A 15,818-nucleotide genomic window follows, 5' to 3' on the forward strand; every position below is an offset into this window, starting at 1 on the left:
TCCTCCCCGGGGCGCGCCGCGACGACGGCGGCTGACGGCCGTCCCCCGCCGTGCGGGCCGCGCCTCAGGCGTGCTCCTCCCAGGTGGCGGCCAGTCCGTCGAGCCAGGCGGGCGGCAGTTCGGCGGTGTCCCACGCCCGGCGCAGCGCCGCCGGTTCCGTGACCAGCCGTTCCAGGACGGCCACGCTGGTCGGCGAGTGCAGCAGCGAGTAGCGGCCGTGGATCGCGATGTCGCTGCTGGGCCCGTACTGCGCGTACAGGCCCTCCAGACGCCCGCGGTGGGCCTCGGCGAACTGCGCGAGCCGGCCCGGGTACCCGTCGCGCTGACGGGCCGTCATGGTCGCCAGGACCGCGGTGAGCACCTGCTCGGAGACCTCCGGGTCCAGGTCCGAGACCACGCTGAACGCCAGGTACAGCGGGGTGACCGCGACGCTCGCCCGCTCCACCTCCATCTTCCGCACCCGCGGCCGGGCGTCCGGTGACTCCTCCGCCGGGTCGGCGCCGACGACCTGGCGCAGGGCGCGTTCGGCGATGCCGCCGAGTTCGTCGGCGACGGCGCGGGCGCCGTCCAGCCAGCCCGCCGCGTACAGCTCGCCCTTCTCACCGGGGGCGGTCCGCTCGGCGGCGTCGACCTCCCGGTAGGCGACGGCGAACACCCCGGCCTCCACCAGCCCGATCAGCTCCTCGGCACCGCCCGGGGAGACCCCCGCCCGGCCGAGGAGCTGCACGAGCGTCGCCCTCGCATTGAGGAGACTGCCCGAGTCCAGCTGCTGCGGGTCTTCGCCGGCGGGGTTCATGGAATCCTCCTCGTCGTGGATCGCGCCGAGGCCGAGCCTACGCACCCGCGGCCGCGGGCCCGCACCCGACTGCCGCGCGGCGGGCGGGGTCCGGCCGCATTCGAGCCGGACACCGGCGACACGCCGGTGGGCCGCCCCGCGCGACACGCCCCGTGCGGGGGCGTACCCGTCCGCCGACCGGCCCCGGCCGTGCGCGTCGCCCGGCCGGCCGGTCCGTCCCGCTGCTAGGCAGGCAGTACCGGCAGGCCCCCACCGGCCGGTCCACCGCACCCCGGGAGACCTCCGTGCCCACCCGCACCCTGCGCGCCGCGCTGTCCGCCGCCGCCCTCGCCGCCGTCGCGATCGGGGGGCTGCTGCCGCCCGCGCAGGCGGCCGGTCCCGACGGCGGGCACCCCTCCCCCGCGCGGCGTCTGCAACGGCAGCTGGACCTGCTCGTCGCCCAGGCCGACGGACCGCCCGGGGCGATCGCCGTGCTCACCCGGGACGGCAAGCCCCAGGTCTTCACCTCGGGGGTCGGCGACCTGGCGACCGGCCGCCCGCCCCGGCTCGACGACCACATGCGCATCGCCAGCATCGCCAAGGCCTTCAGCGGGGCGGTCGCGCTCCGGCTGGTCGACCAGGGCGCCCTCACCCTCGACGACACCATCGGCGAGGTGCTGCCCGGCCAGCCCGCCGCCTGGCACGCGGTGACCCTGCGCCAGCTCCTCCAGCACACCAGCGGCCTGCCGGACTTCTCCGCCGCACCGGCCTTCCTGGAGATCCTGCAGGCCGACCCCCGCCACGTCTTCGACCCGCGCACGCTCCTGGGCTTCGTCGCGGACGAGCCGCTGCTCTTCCGCCCGGGCAGCCTGTACGAGTACTCCAACTCCGACAACATCGCGGTGGCCCTCATGGCCGAGGCCGTCACCGGCCGCCGCTACGAGGACCTGCTCAAGGAGCTCGTGTACCGGCCGCTCGGGCTGCGCGAGACCAGCCTGCCGCTGGGCTACCGGCTCCCCCAGCCCTACCTGCACGGCTACGACGTGAGCCCGCCGGCCGCGCCCGAGGACATCAGTGAGGCCATCGGCACCTCGGGCGTCTGGGCCTCCGGCGGCATCGTCTCCACCCCGCGGGAACTGGGCGCCTTCATCCGCGGCTACGCCGGCCCCACACTGCTGACCGCGAAGACCCGCAAGGAGCAGACCTTCCGAGCCGGCGACGCCTCGGAGCCGGCCGGACCCGGCACCAACGCCGCGGGCCTTGCGGTGTTCCAGTACACGACCCGGTGCGGGGTCCTGTACGGCCACACCGGGAACTTCCCCGGCTACACCCAGCTCGCCGCCACCACCCCGGACGGCCGCCGCTCGCTGACCTTCTCGATCAACACCCAGACCAGCAAGTCCGCCAAGCCCGCCCTGCTGGCCCGGCTCCGCACCGTCCAGGAGGACTTCGCCTGCGCCCTCCTCGGCGGCCGCTGAACCACCGGGGCGCGCCCCGCCGGGCCGGTCAGCCCAGGGCCGCGGCGAGCAGGGCGGCGGTCTCGGCGATCAGGGCCTCGTCGGGCGGGGCGTCGCGCAGCGGCTTGGTGGTGAGGACGGCCAGGACCAGGGGTGCCCGGCCCGGCGGGCGGACGACGGCGACGTCGTGGCCGGTGCCGAACTTGCCGCTGCCGGTCTTGTCCGCGACGCTCCAGCCGGCGGGCAGACCGGCCCGGAGCCGCGCCGCGCCCGTGGTGGTGGCCAGCAGCCAGCCGGTGAGCCGGGTCCGGTCCGCGGGCTCCAGGGCGGTGCCCAGCACCAGCTGCGCGTAGGTCTCCCCGATGGCCTCCGGGGTGGTGGTGTCCGTGGTGCGCCACGGCTCGGCGGAGTTGAGGGCCGGCTCCCAGCGGTCCAGCCGGGTCGCTGGGTCGCCCAGCGAGCGGCAGAAGCGGGTGGCGGCGGCCGGTCCGCCCAGCGCTTCGAGCAGGAGGTTGGCCGCGGCGTTGTCGCTGGAGGAGATCGCGGCGGCGCAGAGTCCGGCCACGGTCATGCCGTCGGCGAGGTGCTGCGGCAGGCCGGTGACCGGCGCGTAGCCGGAGTCCCGGACCTGCTGCTCGGTGTACCGGATGCGGCGGGCCAGGAACTCGCCGTCCCGGTCGAGGTCGCGCAGGACCGCGGCGACGGCCGGGGTCTTGAAGAGCGAGCAGAGGGGGAAGCGTTCGTGCGCGCGGTGGCGCACGGTCCGTCCGGTGCCGGTGTCCCGGGCGTGGACGCCCAGCCGTGCCCCGTGTCGCCGCTCGAGGTCCCGCAGCCGTACCTCGAACTCGCCCGGGGAGCAGGCGCGGGCGGTGCCGCCCGTCGCCAGGGCGGCGGCCAGGGTCGCTCCGGAACCCGCGGCGAGGATCCCCCGCCGGGACGGGGGCGTTCGGTCACTGGTCAAAGAGGTCGTCTCCTCCGGTGGGCGATCAGGGGGCCGGCCGGGCGCCGGTCAGGGACTGGCCGCCGATGTCGGCCGCCCCGGCCAGCACGTCCTGCCACCAGAGGGCGGTGCGGGCGGGGTCCATCGCGGCCCAATCGGGGGTGCGTTCCACCTGGGCGTGGCCGAGCCGGCGGGCCAGCGCGACCAGGGCGCGGCCGGCCGGCCCGCGGGCGTCCTGGTACCGCGCCACCAGGTCGTCCCAGGAGCCAGCGGCGCGCCAGGCGTCCTCGAAGGCGGTGGCGTCCTGCAGTGCCTTGGCCACGCCGCTGGTGTTGTGCGGGCGGACCACGGTGGCGGCGTCCCCGGCGAGCAGCACCCGGCCGGCGGCGGTGGTGGGGGCTTCGAGGTCGTAGATGGGCTGGACGAAGGTGTCCTCGGGGGCGGTGAGGGCGAGCAGCCGGCCCCAGTACGGGGGGAACTCCCGCTCCAGCAGCTCGGCGAGGGCCCCGGCCAAGGCGGCGGTGACGTGCCCGGGCGGGAAGCTGGTGGGGTCGTCGAAGCGCAGCGTGCCGTCCTGCGGCGGCACCGCGTACAGCACCCAGTTCACGCGGGTGGTGCCGGCCGGGCCGGGGATCCGGTAGATGACGCAACTGCCGCCGGGGAAGCAGACGGTGGTGACCGAGTCCGCGGGCCAGACGTCCGGGAGCCCGGCCATCGCGCGGGCGTCGAAGTGGCCCCGCCAGCAGACGTATCCGGCGTAGTGGGGCCGGGAGCCGGAGCTGACGGCGCCGCGGACCACCGAGCGGTAGCCGTCGGCGCCGATCACCAGGTCGTACCGCTCGGCGCTGCCGTCGGCGAGGGTCACCCGGGGCCGGTCGGTGCCGGTCGCGGCGGTGACCTCGGTGACGGCCGCGCCCTGCCGGTAGGACACCGCGGCGGGGGTGGCGGCGCGCAGGCCCTGCCAGAGCAGGCCCCAGTGGTACGAGTGGAAGGGGAACGGCTGCTCCCAGAAGAGCCGGCCGGCGTCCTCGACGCCGTCGCGCACCACCCAGCGGCGCCGGGTCAGCGGGTGGGCCGCGATGCCCGGGGGCAGCGAGCCGGCCGCGGCCAGTTCGGCGGCCCGGTCGTCGTGGATGCACAGGCCGAAGCCCCGGTCCGACAACTGCCCGCCGGTGCGTTCGAGCACCACCACCCGCTCCGCCCCGGCGCGCACCGCCGCCGACGCGAACGCGCAGCCCGCGATGGACCCGCCGACCACCGCGACCGTACCGCCGCTCTGCATCCCCGCTCCTCCGCACCCGCCCGCCGTACTCGGGCGCCATCCTGCCGGACCCGTCCCGACCGGTCCCCAGAACACACGGATTGGCCGGAATCCGCCCCCTCCGGCACGGTCAGGAGGTCACAGCGGGTCTCCCAGGGGGCCGTGCTCGGCCACCAGGTGCGCGGCCCAGTGGGCGGCGAAGTCCGGGCGGCTGCCGTCGGCGTCGGTGAAGCCGTACTCCTCGTACAGGCCCCAGGTCGCCAGCGCGCGGCCGGACTTGGCGAGCACGTCCGGGTCGGCGGCCAGCGCGGCCACGGCCCGGCCGAGGTAGGCGGGGCTCTCGGAGTGGGCGAAGTCCGGGTCCTGGGCGATGCCTTCGCGCCAGGTGTCCTCGGTGACGCCGAAGTGGTCCAGCATCGCCTCCGAGCGCAGGAAGCCGGGGGTGAGGGCCACGGCGGCGACGCCGTACGGCCGCAGTTCGGCCGCCTGGGCGACCGCGAGGCGGATCACCGAGGACTTGGCGAGGTCGTAGAAGAAGGAGCCTCGGTAGCGGGCGGTGTTGCCGTCGGTGACCTCGACGACCAGCCCGCTGCGGCGCGCGACCATCAGGGGCAGCGCGTACCGGCTGGTGATGACGTGGGTGTCGACGGCCTGCCGCAGCAGCCGGAAGCCGGTGTCGAGGTCCTGTTCCCACAGGGGGTGCGCCCAGTCGGTGAGGGGGTCCCCGCCCCAGACCGAGTTGACCAGGACGTCGAGCCGGCCGTCCTGCTCGGCGGCGATCCGCGCCACGAGCGCTTCGACCTCGGCGGGCCGGCTGTGGTCGACCCGGGCGGCGATGCCGTGCCCGCCGGCCTCGGTGACCCGGCGGGCGGTCTCCTCGATCGTCTCGGGGCGGTCCAGGTCGGAGCGGCCGGCGGCGCTGCTGCGACCGGTCACGTACACCGTCGCGCCGGCGGCGCCGAGCGCGAGGGCGATGCCCCGGCCGCCGCCCCGGGTGCCTCCGGCGACGAGGGCGACCTGACCGACGAGCGGGCGGGGGTCGGTGGTCATGATTCCTCCGGGGCGTGGGCAGGGCGGGTGGGCAGGTGGGGGGAGAGCGCGGCGTCGAGTTCCCGGCCGAGCCGGTGGCCGAGGTCTCCCTCGCGGTCCAGGGCCCAGGTCAGGCCGGTGCCGGCGATGACGGTCTGGAGGGTGCGGGTCAGCGCCGGCGGGTCGGTACCGGGTCGCAGTTCGCCGGTGTCGACGGCCTGGGCGAGGAGGTCCCCGATGGCCTGCGCCTGGGCGTGGTGGACGGCCAGGGCGCGCTCGTACAGCTCGGGGTCGGCGAGGTCCGCGCACAGGAACGCCAGGTGGTTGGCGAAGGCCCGGGGCGTGGTCATGGGCGCGGTCAGCTCCGCCACCAGGGCGCGCAGCGCGCCGAGCGAGGAGGTGTGGGCCTGCCGGACCCGGTCGATCAGCTCTCCGGCGTCCTGGACGGACCGGTCGGCGAGCGCCAGCAGCAGGCCCCGCTTGGAGCCGAAGCGCTGCGCCAGGGTCCCCGGCACCAGCCCGACCTCGCTCGCCACCGCGGCCAGGGTGAGCCCGGCCGGGCCCACCCGTCCCATCACCTCGGCCGCGGCCCGCAGGATCGCCGCATCGTCCACCCCTCGGGGACGTGCCATCGTCGCCACCTCGCGTTAATGAATGCCTGTTCATTTATTAAAGGCGAGGTGACGGCGATCCGCAAACCGCCTGTTCGGCGGCCACTGGGTACGGGGCGGTCTCAGCAGGCCTGGGAGCGCTGGAGGGCGTCACGGAGCCGGGCCGCCTGGGTGGCCAGGCGGGAGCGGCCGGGGCGGGCGGCGGTCTCGGTGAGGCCGGCGGGCAGCGGCGCGTCGGACCCGCACTGCTCCACGCACTCGGCCGCCGTGGCCAGCAGCTCGCCGGTGCCGCGGGGGTCGGCTCCGCCGGTGAGCACCGTGGGCAGCAGCCCGGCCAGCACCGCCCAGGTCGTCGCATGGGCGCCGGTGTCGGCGGCGGTGCGCAACGCGTCGGCCAGCCGGCCGGGCTTGACGGTGCCCTCCGCCAGCAGCGCGCCGAGGTCGGCCCCCAGCCGCCCGGTGTCCAACTCGCCGCGGGCGGCGAGGGTCAGCAGCGCGTCGACCGCCTGGAGCCGGTCCTCGGCGTGCCGGGCACCGAGCCCGGTGGCCACGGCGAGGTGCAGGGCCTCCCCGGCCGGCCCCCCGGCGGCCGCCAGCCCCGGCAGGACCCCGGTCCCCCGCCGGGCGCCCGCCACCGCGCAGGAGGTGAGGACCGGCAGCACCCAGGCGGCCAGCAGCTCCCGGTCCTCGGGGAACATCGCGAGCAGCGTCTCCTCCTCCGGCAGGCCGTCCCAGCAGCGCCCGCCCGCCGGGCGGGCCCGGCCCAGGGACCGGAAGACCTGCGGGAAGCCGGTGCGCAGGACGGTGCGCTCGCCGGTGTCCAGGACCACCCGGCCGGGCGCGCCGCCGTACACCCCGTCGTCGGCGGACAGGGTCCGGCGGGTGATCGCGGCGGGCCGGCCGGCCGCACCGAGCCAGGCCGCCAGCCGCTCCCCCTCGGGGGTGCCCAGCGCGATCGCGGCGGGCACGGCCGCCGCATCGCGCCGGACCCGGAGCAGGGCCTGGGCGAAGTCCGCGGGGCCGGCCCGCCGGACGCCGAGGCGGGCGTACTCGGCCAGCCGGGCCACCAGCACCTGCGGGTCGAGGCTGCCGGAGGCCAGGGTGGGCGTGGCGAGCAGGAAGGGCAGCGGGCGGGTGCGGATGTACCACGCGGCCTCCACCAGCCGGGCGTGCCGGGCCTCGGCCGCGTCGCTGTGGTGGCAGTCGCTGCGCCAGGTCACCAGGGCCGGTTGGCGCCGCCCGGAGGGGCGGACGTCCAGGACGGCGGCGGCGATGTGCTCCAGGCCCGGCAGGTCGCCGTCGTGGAAGTGCCGGCGCTCCGGGTCGAGCCAGTACCGGCCGGCCATGGCCGGCGCCAGCGCCGCGGCCAGCGCGGCGCGGTCCCGGTGGGCGTGCCGGACCAGGCCGTCCAGGGCCCGCTCGAACTCCTCGGCGCTCTCGGTGCGGGAGTTGACCACGGCCGCGACCAGCTCGACGGTCTCCTCGACCGTCGCCGGGGCGGGGGCGAGCGGGGCCGGGAGCGGGGGCGGGGGCAGCAGCTCCTGGTAGGGGGCGTCGTCCGCCGCGGGGGCGGCGTCGGCGCCGAGGACGGCGACGGCCCGCGCCCGGTGGCCCGGGCTGAGCAGGTGCGCGCGGTCGGCCAGCTCGGCGCGGAGCGCCGCGTCCTCGCCCAGGTGGGCGGCGGCGAGTTCGAGGGCGCGCTCCTGGATGTCGGTGTCGGGGTGGCCGAAGGCCTCGCCCAGGACCGGCAGCAGCCCGGGGGCGGCGGCCGGGTCCCGCGCCAGCTCCTTGCGGAGCAGGGTCAGTTGGTCCCGCACCAGCTTCCGCTCGGGGCGGAAGAGCACGGCGGCGGACATCTCGGCCAGCTGCCCGGGCGCGAGGTGGCCGGCCGCGGCGAGCCGGGCCACGACCTGCTGGGCGTACCCGGCCAGGCCGGGCGGCGCGTCGGCGGTCATGGCGATCCAGTCGGCGGTCCGCGCCCGCTCCTCCTCCCCCGTCGGCCGCAGCGCCGCCAGCACGGCCCGGTACGGCTTGAGGTGGTTGGCGACGCCGCCGCGCACCAGGCGGGCCGTGCACCCGTCCAGCAGCGCCGCGCGGTCGAGCAGGCCCTCGGCGGCGAGGGTCGCCAGCGCCGCGGGCCAGTGGTCGGGGTCCTCGGTACCGCAGCGCCAGGACAGGCCGGCCACCGGTGCGGGCGTCTCGAACAGCCTCGGGACGAAGGCGGTGAGGTGCGGGGCCCGGCGCAGCGCCTCGGTCAGGGGGAGGCCGGCGCCCTCCACGGCCGTCGCCCAGCCCTCGACGCAGCCGTCGGGGGTGGGCATCGGGCACCCGGCCCGCTCGACCAGCGCCAGGATCAGCGGGTAGTCCACCGCCGCACCGGACGGCCGGGCCGCGAGCCGGTGGGCGAGGTCCCCCAGCCAGGCCGGGTCCCGGTCCGCGAGGATGCCCAGGAGGACGTCGTACGGCCGGCGCTGCCAGCGGCTCTCGCCGCGCGCCCCGATCCAGGACGCCACCGCCGCGGCCCCGGTCTGGCAGGCGGCGCCGGCCACCAGCAGCGCCGGGGTGGCCCGCTCGCGCTCCCGCCAGCGCTCCCAGCCGCCGCGGCGCAGCTCGGCGCGCAGCTCCTTCAGGCCGGTGAGCAGTTCCCGGCGACCGGCCCGGTCCAACGGGTCGAGCAGCACGGGCAGTTCCTTGGTACGGCCGGTGCGGACCACGGCCAGGATGTCGGGTGCGGTGCTCATCGGGCGTCTCCCGTGCTGGTGGCGCTGTGCGCGCCGGCGGTGGTCAGGGCTGCGGCCCGGCGGGCCATGCGGGTGGCGAGGGCGTGCTTGCAGGGGCCCCGGCGGCCCCGGTAGTCGGCCCACCACTGGCAGGTGCAGCTGGCGGCGCCGCCCGACTCACGTACCCGGTAGTGCCGTTCGCCCGAGGCGACGACGGCGGTGGCGGGGCCGTCGAAGGTGACGGCGCCCGCCGCCAGGAGGGTGCGGGCGCCGGCCAGGCGCGGGTTGTGCCGCTCCGCGCGCCGGGCGTCGTAGGGCAGTTCGCGGTGGAAGTACGCCGCCTCGGCGAGGTCGTACCCGACCCGGCCGGCCGTACCCAGGCGGGTGAGGGCGGCGCGGACCCGGGCCACCGGCAGGCCCGACTGCTCGGCCAGGTCGGCCGGGTCGATGCGCGGCTCCCAGGCCAGCAGGACGGCGACCAGCTCGGCGTCCTCGCCCGCGGTGTCACCGGCCAGGGCCTCCAGCACGGCGCCCTCGCCGGAGAAGCCGCGGTCGGCCTCCGGGGAGAGGGTCAGCGTCAGCCGCATCCCGGGCAGGGTGACCTCCCAGGCGGAGGCGGTGGGGGCCGGACCGTCGGGCAGCGGGCCGTACACCCGCAGGCCGGTGGCCTGCCGCAGCACCCGCTGGAGGGCGGCCAGCCGCTCCGGGCCGGGCAGGCAGACCGCGCCGGGCACCGGGCGGGTGGCGGGCCGCAGGGTCCGGCCCGCCGGGACCACCCACAGGGGGCCGCCGACCGCTCCGCCGGCGCCGGCGCGCGGCAGCGACCGCAGGAAGCGGACCGCCTCGGCGGCGGGCAGTTCGGCGCGCTGGTCGAACCCGGCGGTGATGGCCTGGGATTCGGCGAAGCCGCGCAGCCAGCGGTCGGGCAGCGGCACCTTCTTCTCCACGACCGGACCCTCGAGGGTGGTGACCGCCAGCTCGTCGGGGCCGACCCGGAGGTGCAGCGGGTCGTCGCCGGTGAGCCGGGAAAGGGCCTCGCGCAGCGGGTGGTTGACGTCCACGTTGGTGGTGCCGTGCCCGGTGTCGGCGCCGAGCAGCCCCTCGGGCAGGACGTCGAGCCGGGCGTAGACCCCGCAGCACCCGGAGAACGACTCAAAGCGCAGCCGGTCGCCGTTGCCGGTGACCACCGGGTCGAGGGAGCTCGGCCGGGTGCGCCGGACGTAGCGCGCCGCGGCGACGTCCGCGACGGCCAGCAGCCCCCGCGCGGCGGCCTGGGGCTCGCTCAGGAAGCCGGCGAAGAACTGCGGGTGCGCCTCGGCGCCCGCCGGGGTCAGGCCGCCGGCCGTCTCCAGCCCGAGCAGCCGCTCGGAGCCGGTCCCGGACAGCGCGGAGGCCCCCGCGTAGGCGAAGGTGTGTGCGGTTCGCGTCATGCCCCAGACGCTACGAGCCGCCACTGACAACGCCGTTGGACCGGTCTGCGGCGGGCGGTGGTCAGCGTTTGACGCGCCCTCGGACCGCGAGGACCGCCAGGGCCAGGAGCGTGGGTTCGAGGAGCCGGGAGGTCATCTCGATATAGCCGCCGGCGGTGGTCAGGTCCTGTCCGCTGGAGCGGAACACCACCGAGTTGAGGGTGATCCCGAGGGCCTTGTCGAACCGCTTGCCGGTGAAGCGCGCCCCGGTCGGATTCCGCGGATCCGCCGTGTCGACGGTCAGGGCAAGCCGGCCCCCGGCGGCCGGGAGGGTGCCGGTCGCCCGCTGTTTCGGGGAGTCCCCCGGTATGCCGAAGCCCATCAGGAGCACGACCGTCGTCAGCATCGCGGCGGCCAGCCAGCCCAGGGCGCGCGAGGCGCGCAGGCCGTAGCCGGAGAGCAGCCAGTAGCCGTGCAGCAGACCGCGCTCGCCGGCCGGGGTGCCGGCCCGGTCGTGGCGGCGCATCTCCATCTCGCCGTAGTAGAAGTCGGCCGCCCCCGGCTCGTTCTTGCCGTCCTCGAACGCCTTCCGCAGCTGCCGGTAGGTGGCGACCACGTCCTCCGGGTCCGGGGTGAGACCGGCGTCGGCGTGGTGGGGCCCGGTGCGCCAGGCGGCGGGCGACGGGGCCTCGCCCGCGGCCGGGACCGGCGCGCCCGCCCGGTGCGCCCGCCAGTGGTGTTCCTCGGCCAGCGTCCGGCGGCGCGTCCAGCGGGCCGGCCAGGCACCGCGCCGGTGCCAGCCGGTGGGGACGCCGGCGAAGGTGCAGCGGCCCTCCAGACGGAGCTGGTCGAGGTGGAAGGCGCCGGTGAACAGGCAGTCGGTCAGGTCCGTGTCGGTGAGCACCAGGTGCGCGGCGTCCACGCCCTGGACCGAGGCCACCCGGACCTCCGGCGACCCGGCGAGCGGGCCCTCGGGCAGGGTCCTGCCGCGCACCGCGAAGGGCGCGGGGTGCGCGATGACCGCGACCGGCGCCGACAGCACCGCCTGGCCCAGGTCGAGGGTGGCGCACCGCAGCCGCAGCGTCGCCGTCGCCTCCCACCGCGTCCGCAGGCAGCGCACCTCCCGCGCCGCGACCTCGAGCGTCAGCGGTACCTCGAACAGCGCGCCGGACAGGTCGAGGTCCTGCCGGCACACCACCGGACCGAACCGCGGCAGCAGGGCGAAGCGGGCCTCGGCGAGCGACCCGGAGGACGCGAAGTACACCTCCTCGAAAGTCGCCTCCTCGGCGAACACGGCGCGGTCGAGCCAGGCGTCGGAGCCGAAGCGCACGCCCCGGAAGGAGGTCCGGCCGGCGAACCGGGTCTCGTGGAACTGGGCGTGGCCGGTGAAATGCGTTTCAGGGAACCACGCTTCGTCCTCGAAGCGGGTCCACAGGAAGGAACCGGCGTGACCGAAGCGCGCCTTGTCGAACCAGGCCTCGCCGGCGAACCGCACCCGGTCGAACTGGGCGTCCCCCTCGAACCGTGCCTGGCTGAAGCGGACCTCGGCACCGAACCGCGTCCTGTCGAACGCCACGTCGGCCAGGCGCGCCTGCTGGAACAGGGCCTCGCCGTCGAACACGGCATCGGCGAAACTCGCGTCGCCGCCGGTGAACACGGCCCGCTCGAAGTAGGCGCCGTCCGAGAAGCGCGCTCCCTGGAAGCGGACGTCGTGGGCGAACTCCGTGCTCCGGAACACGGCCGGTCCCGAGACCTCCGCCCGGTCGAACAGGGCCTGCCGGGAGAACGCCGCCCCGTCGCACCACAGGCCGTCATGGAACCGTGCGGACCGGAACACCGCCTGGCCGCCGAACCGGGTGTCCCGGAAGCCCGCCCTCCCTTCGAACTGCGCCTGGTCGAACTGGGCGGCGCCGGCGAACTGCGCGCCGCTGAAATCGGCCCGTCCCGAGAAGCGGACATCGCAGAAGCGTGCCTCTTCGGGGAAGACGGCCTCCTCGAACCGGGCGGCGCCGAACCGCGCGTTCCCCGTGGCCGGATCCGTCAGGGCATCGAGGATCCCGGTCAGGAGCAGGCCACTGACCCGTGTGCCGCGGTGGTCGACCGCGGCCCCCGGCGCCAGGCTCCTCAGGTACCTCCGGCGTTCGCCCTCGGCCAGGTGGGCCAGGCAGGCCGCGAACCCGAGGACACGAATGCCGGTGCACCCTATGGGGTCGCCGGCCGGATCGGCTCCCTCGCCGCAGTGCGGCCAGTCCGGCGCGGTCGGGGTGCGGGGCGAGGACGTGCTCATACGGCGGCGGGCTCCCGGTCGGCGGCTCATGACGGATGGTCACCAGGCATGAGATCACACCGGATTCGCCGTGTGCGCGCGGTCCGTGCGCTCGACGGCCGGCGCCGCGTCAGCGGAGGTACCGGTCGAAGAACCGCGTCGCGTACCGGACCGCCAAGGCCTGCTGCTCGGCCGGGGTCAGCCGCTTCGGGGTGCCGGTGCCGTTGGTGCTCTCGCAGCGGCCGCCGGGGCGGTCGCGGTGTTCGACCGCGACGTCGTCGGTGGCGAAGGCGGGGCCGGTGCCGGGGGTCCAGACCGTGTTGAAGGCGTTGTGGTTGCCGCCGGTCACGTCCTGGTGTTCGGCGTGCGGGTTCCCGGCGGCCAGGGTGAGCGCGACCTTGCTGTCCTCCCACATGGCGTCGCAGGTCCCGGCGAGCACGGCGAGCGGGACCCGGGTCAGGTGCTCCTTCGCGGTGTCGATGCCGTTCATGGCCGGGGCGAGCGCCAGCGTGCCGCGCAGGGTCACGCCCGGGACGCCCTTATGGCCGTCCAGAGCCTGGGTCAGGACTCCGCCGCCGCCCCGGGAGTGGCCGACGGTGCCGACCCTGGTCAGGTCCACGTGCCCGGTGAACTGCTTCAGGGCCTTCAGGGGTCCCTTGCCCTGCGCCAGGTCACGCCACATCTCCAGGTGCTTGTCGAGGAGCGCGGCCCGGGCGACGTTGCCCCGGTCCTTCTCCTGTGCCTGGATGCCGTCGGCCGAGACGGACACCACGATGTAGCCCCGGGCGGCCAGGGCCTGGGCGAGGTACCCGTACCCCAGGTAGTTGTCGACCGGCCGGGAGCCCTTCGTACACGGCCAGGAGGCGGGGCGGTCGGGCCGGTCACCGGCGGCGCAGACGTCGCCCCAGCCGTGCAGGACCATCACCAGGGGGTGCTTGGCCCCGGTCAGCCGGCGCGGCGCGGTGACCTCCGCCCGCAGCTCGGTGAGCTGCCCGGACAGGCCCGGCGGCGCGTACGCGCGGTCGCCGAGGTCGTAGGTGAGCTGCGACGCCTGCCCGGTACCGGTCTGCGCGAGCACCCGCAGCGGCTGCACCACGGCCTCGGGGGCGGAGCCGCCGCCGCAGGCGGTCGCCAGGGCGAGGGTGGCGACGGCCGCGGCGGTCAGGACGCGGCGGCGCCGGGGGCGGGGGGACGTGCGCATGGGGGCGGGCCTTCCGGGACACGGGGAGCGGTCGGTGCGACGGCCGCCCGGCCGGACGGATGCCGTGGGCGGGCGGCCCTCCGAACGCTAGGAGGCCCGCTCATCAGCCGTGTATCAGCCGCTGCGCAGGTACGCGTCGATGTCCCTCGCCCGGTGGGCGTGGGCACCCGTGCCCCGGACATGCCGCAGGGAGCGGAGGGCCGTGACGGGCCTTCCGCTCCCTGAGGGGTGTGCCGGGGGTCAGCGCAGGCGCAGGGCCTCGCTGATGGTGGTGAAGAGGTCGGTCTGGTTGGTGATGCCGAGGACGCGGAAGGCCTGCGGGCCCTGGGCCGCGATGCGGACCTGGACGCCGGTGTGCTCCTGCGACAGGCCCGGGGTGTTGGTCGAGTAGTTGACCTTCAGCTGCTGGCCCTCGTTGGTGACCAGGGTGGAGGACAGGCCGGGCGGGGTGGCCTCCAGCGGGACGATCTGGCTGGTGTGGCCGTGGTCGGCGGTGGTGACGACCAGGGTGTCGGGGTGCTTGGCCGCGTAGGCGCGGGCGAGCTTGACGGCGCGGTCGAAGGCGGCGGTCTCGCCGATCTGGCCGCAGGGGTCGGCGGCGTGGTCCTGCTTGTCGATCGAGGCGCCCTCGATCTGGAGGAAGAAGCCCTGCTTGGAGTGCTTGGCCTTCTGCTTGGCCTCGAGCAGCTCGATCGCCTTGGCGGCGGTGTCCGCGAGGCTCGGCGTGGTGGCCGGGCGGGCCGGGTTGGAGGTGGTGCAGCGCTGCGGGTCGGTGCCGCCGACGGCGGCGGCCTTGCCGGTCCACTCGACGGGGACGTTGCCGGTGGCGAAGAGGCCGAGGACCGGCTTGTTCGCCTTGGCGCCCTGGAGGCCGTTCTTGTCGGTGACGACCTGGTAGCCGAGCTTCTTGGCCTTCTGGGTGACGGTCAGGCCCTTGTAGCGGCCGTCGGTGATCGTCTGGTCGAAGCGCTGCTGGCCACCGCCGAAGAGGACGTCGACCTTGTGGCTGACCGACTGCTCGGCGATCGAGCCGGGGCCGCCGGCGGCGATCCGGTCGGCCGGGCACTTGGCCATGTCGGCCGGACCCTGGCAGGAGCGGTCGGTGGCGTGCGAGGCGAGGACGGCCGGGGTGGCGTCGGTCAGCTCGGCGGTGGTGACGCTGCCGGTCGCGTAGCCCTTCTTCTGGGCCAGCTCCAGGAGGGTGGGGACGGCCTTGTCGGTGCCCGGGGTCTTGGAGATGCGGCCGTTGACCGTCTTGACGCCGGTGGCCCAGCCGGTGCCGCTGGCCGCGGAGTCGGTGACGTAGTCGGGGGTGCCGTCGGCGTGCACCGCGTAGGTGGTGTACGAGCCGGTCAGCGGGAACTTGTCCATGTTCAGGCGGCCGTCGGCGCCGACGGTGTAGTCGCGGGCGAGGGTGATCTCGGAGTCGCCCATGCCGTCACCGATGAGGAGGATGACGTTCTTCGCCTTGCCGCTCTGGATGGCCGCCTTCGCCTTGTCGGCGTTGTCGAACGCACCGGCGGTGGAGGTGACGGCCACGGCCACGGTGGTGGCGGCGACCACGGCGCTCGCGAGGGCGAGGCGGCGACGGACGGACTGGGACATGGATTTCGCTCCTTGATGAGACCTGCGCGCCGGTTCGGTGTCCGGCGGCGCAAGACCATCAGCCGACTGTGACGCGGAGGTAAATAATCAGTCGAGGATGCGTTGACCGGACACGTCCACACGGCGCTGACCTGGCCTGTTGGGAGCGCAGGGGCCCAAGTGGCGGTCCTCAGGGCACCTGGAGGGCCGCCAGCCGCTGCGCGAAGGGGACCACCTGGAAGCCGTCGGCCGGGTCCACGGAGGTGATCGCCCCGGTCAGGGAGCGGGGGGCGATCGCGGCGGCGGTGTCCACGTCCGCCCCGGCCGCCGGGGCGGCACCGGCGGGTGCCGTGAAGCGGGCCAGCTCCGTGCCCGCGCGGGTGATCCGTCCGGCGAGGCCGTCCTCGCCCCAGTCCTCGGAGGCCGCGTAGACGGCGGTCGGCAGGACGAGCGCGCGCAGGTACGTGAAGAGCGGGCGCAGGGCGTGTTCGGTGACCAGGGAGTGCCGGGCGGTGCCGCCGGTGGCGCCCAGGAGTACGGGTTTGCCGGTGAGGGCGTCCTTGTC

Annotated in this window: 12 protein-coding genes; 1 reads left to right on the top strand and 11 read right to left on the bottom strand. The window is 76.1% G+C overall.

Translation table 11 applies throughout. From position 1 onward, the window contains the following. Positions 1-64 precede the first annotated feature (64 nt). On the bottom strand, positions 65-796 hold the full coding sequence (locus tag AB0O40_RS20320) for a hypothetical protein (RefSeq protein WP_365043230.1): 732 nt from the start codon (positions 794-796) through the stop codon (positions 65-67). A 284-nt stretch (positions 797-1,080) separates the two neighbouring features. Here AB0O40_RS20320 and AB0O40_RS20325 point away from each other — a divergent pair, with 284 nt between their 5' ends. Then, entirely contained in the window at positions 1,081-2,253 is a 1,173-nt protein-coding gene (locus AB0O40_RS20325) for a serine hydrolase domain-containing protein (RefSeq protein WP_365043233.1), read from the top strand. A gap of 28 nt (positions 2,254-2,281) precedes the next feature. Here the strand turns inward: AB0O40_RS20325 and bla are convergent, their stop codons facing one another. From bla to AB0O40_RS20375, 10 genes are all read right to left on the bottom strand, one after another. Continuing rightward, a complete protein-coding gene (bla, locus tag AB0O40_RS20330) occupies positions 2,282-3,193 on the bottom strand; it encodes a class A beta-lactamase (protein WP_365043236.1) in 912 nt (303 codons plus the stop codon). A gap of 25 nt (positions 3,194-3,218) precedes the next feature. Beyond that, positions 3,219-4,454: a monooxygenase gene (locus tag AB0O40_RS20335; RefSeq protein WP_365043239.1), complete on the bottom strand. Its 1,236-nt coding sequence runs from the start codon at positions 4,452-4,454 to the stop codon at positions 3,219-3,221. A gap of 117 nt (positions 4,455-4,571) precedes the next feature. Beyond that, the gene (locus AB0O40_RS20340; protein WP_365043242.1) at positions 4,572-5,483 is read right to left on the bottom strand and encodes an SDR family oxidoreductase; all 912 of its coding nucleotides are present in this window, start codon (positions 5,481-5,483) and stop codon (positions 4,572-4,574) included. Then, positions 5,480-6,094: a TetR/AcrR family transcriptional regulator gene (locus AB0O40_RS20345; RefSeq protein WP_365043245.1), complete on the bottom strand. Its 615-nt coding sequence runs from the start codon at positions 6,092-6,094 to the stop codon at positions 5,480-5,482. The genes AB0O40_RS20340 and AB0O40_RS20345 overlap by 4 nt, the downstream gene beginning before the upstream one ends. A 101-nt stretch (positions 6,095-6,195) precedes the next feature. Further along, positions 6,196-8,814, bottom strand: coding sequence for a DUF6493 family protein (locus AB0O40_RS20350; RefSeq protein WP_365043248.1), 2,619 nt, complete (start codon positions 8,812-8,814; stop codon positions 6,196-6,198). Beyond that, positions 8,811-10,223 carry an SWIM zinc finger family protein gene (locus AB0O40_RS20355; RefSeq protein WP_365043251.1) on the bottom strand — a complete coding sequence of 471 codons (1,413 nt, stop codon included), beginning with the start codon at positions 10,221-10,223 and terminating at the stop codon, positions 8,811-8,813. Before AB0O40_RS20355 ends, AB0O40_RS20350 begins: the two co-directional genes overlap by 4 nt. Before the next feature lie 61 nt (positions 10,224-10,284). After that, a complete protein-coding gene (locus AB0O40_RS20360; protein ID WP_365043254.1) occupies positions 10,285-12,489 on the bottom strand; it encodes a pentapeptide repeat-containing protein in 2,205 nt (734 codons plus the stop codon). Positions 12,490-12,598: 109 nt separating this feature from the next. Further along, positions 12,599-13,669 carry a hypothetical protein gene (locus tag AB0O40_RS20365; RefSeq protein WP_365043257.1) on the bottom strand — a complete coding sequence of 357 codons (1,071 nt, stop codon included), beginning with the start codon at positions 13,667-13,669 and terminating at the stop codon, positions 12,599-12,601. A 240-nt stretch (positions 13,670-13,909) separates the two neighbouring features. Next, entirely contained in the window at positions 13,910-15,274 is a 1,365-nt protein-coding gene (locus AB0O40_RS20370) for an alkaline phosphatase (RefSeq protein ID WP_365043260.1), read from the bottom strand. Between the two features lie 169 nt (positions 15,275-15,443). Then, a partial coding sequence (locus AB0O40_RS20375) for an NAD(P)H-dependent oxidoreductase (RefSeq protein WP_365043263.1) occupies positions 15,444-15,818 on the bottom strand: 375 nt, incomplete at its 5' end.

Origin of the sequence: Streptomyces sp. NPDC089919, from assembly GCF_040684615.1 — a bacterium.
Taxonomy (GTDB): domain Bacteria; phylum Actinomycetota; class Actinomycetes; order Streptomycetales; family Streptomycetaceae; genus Streptomyces.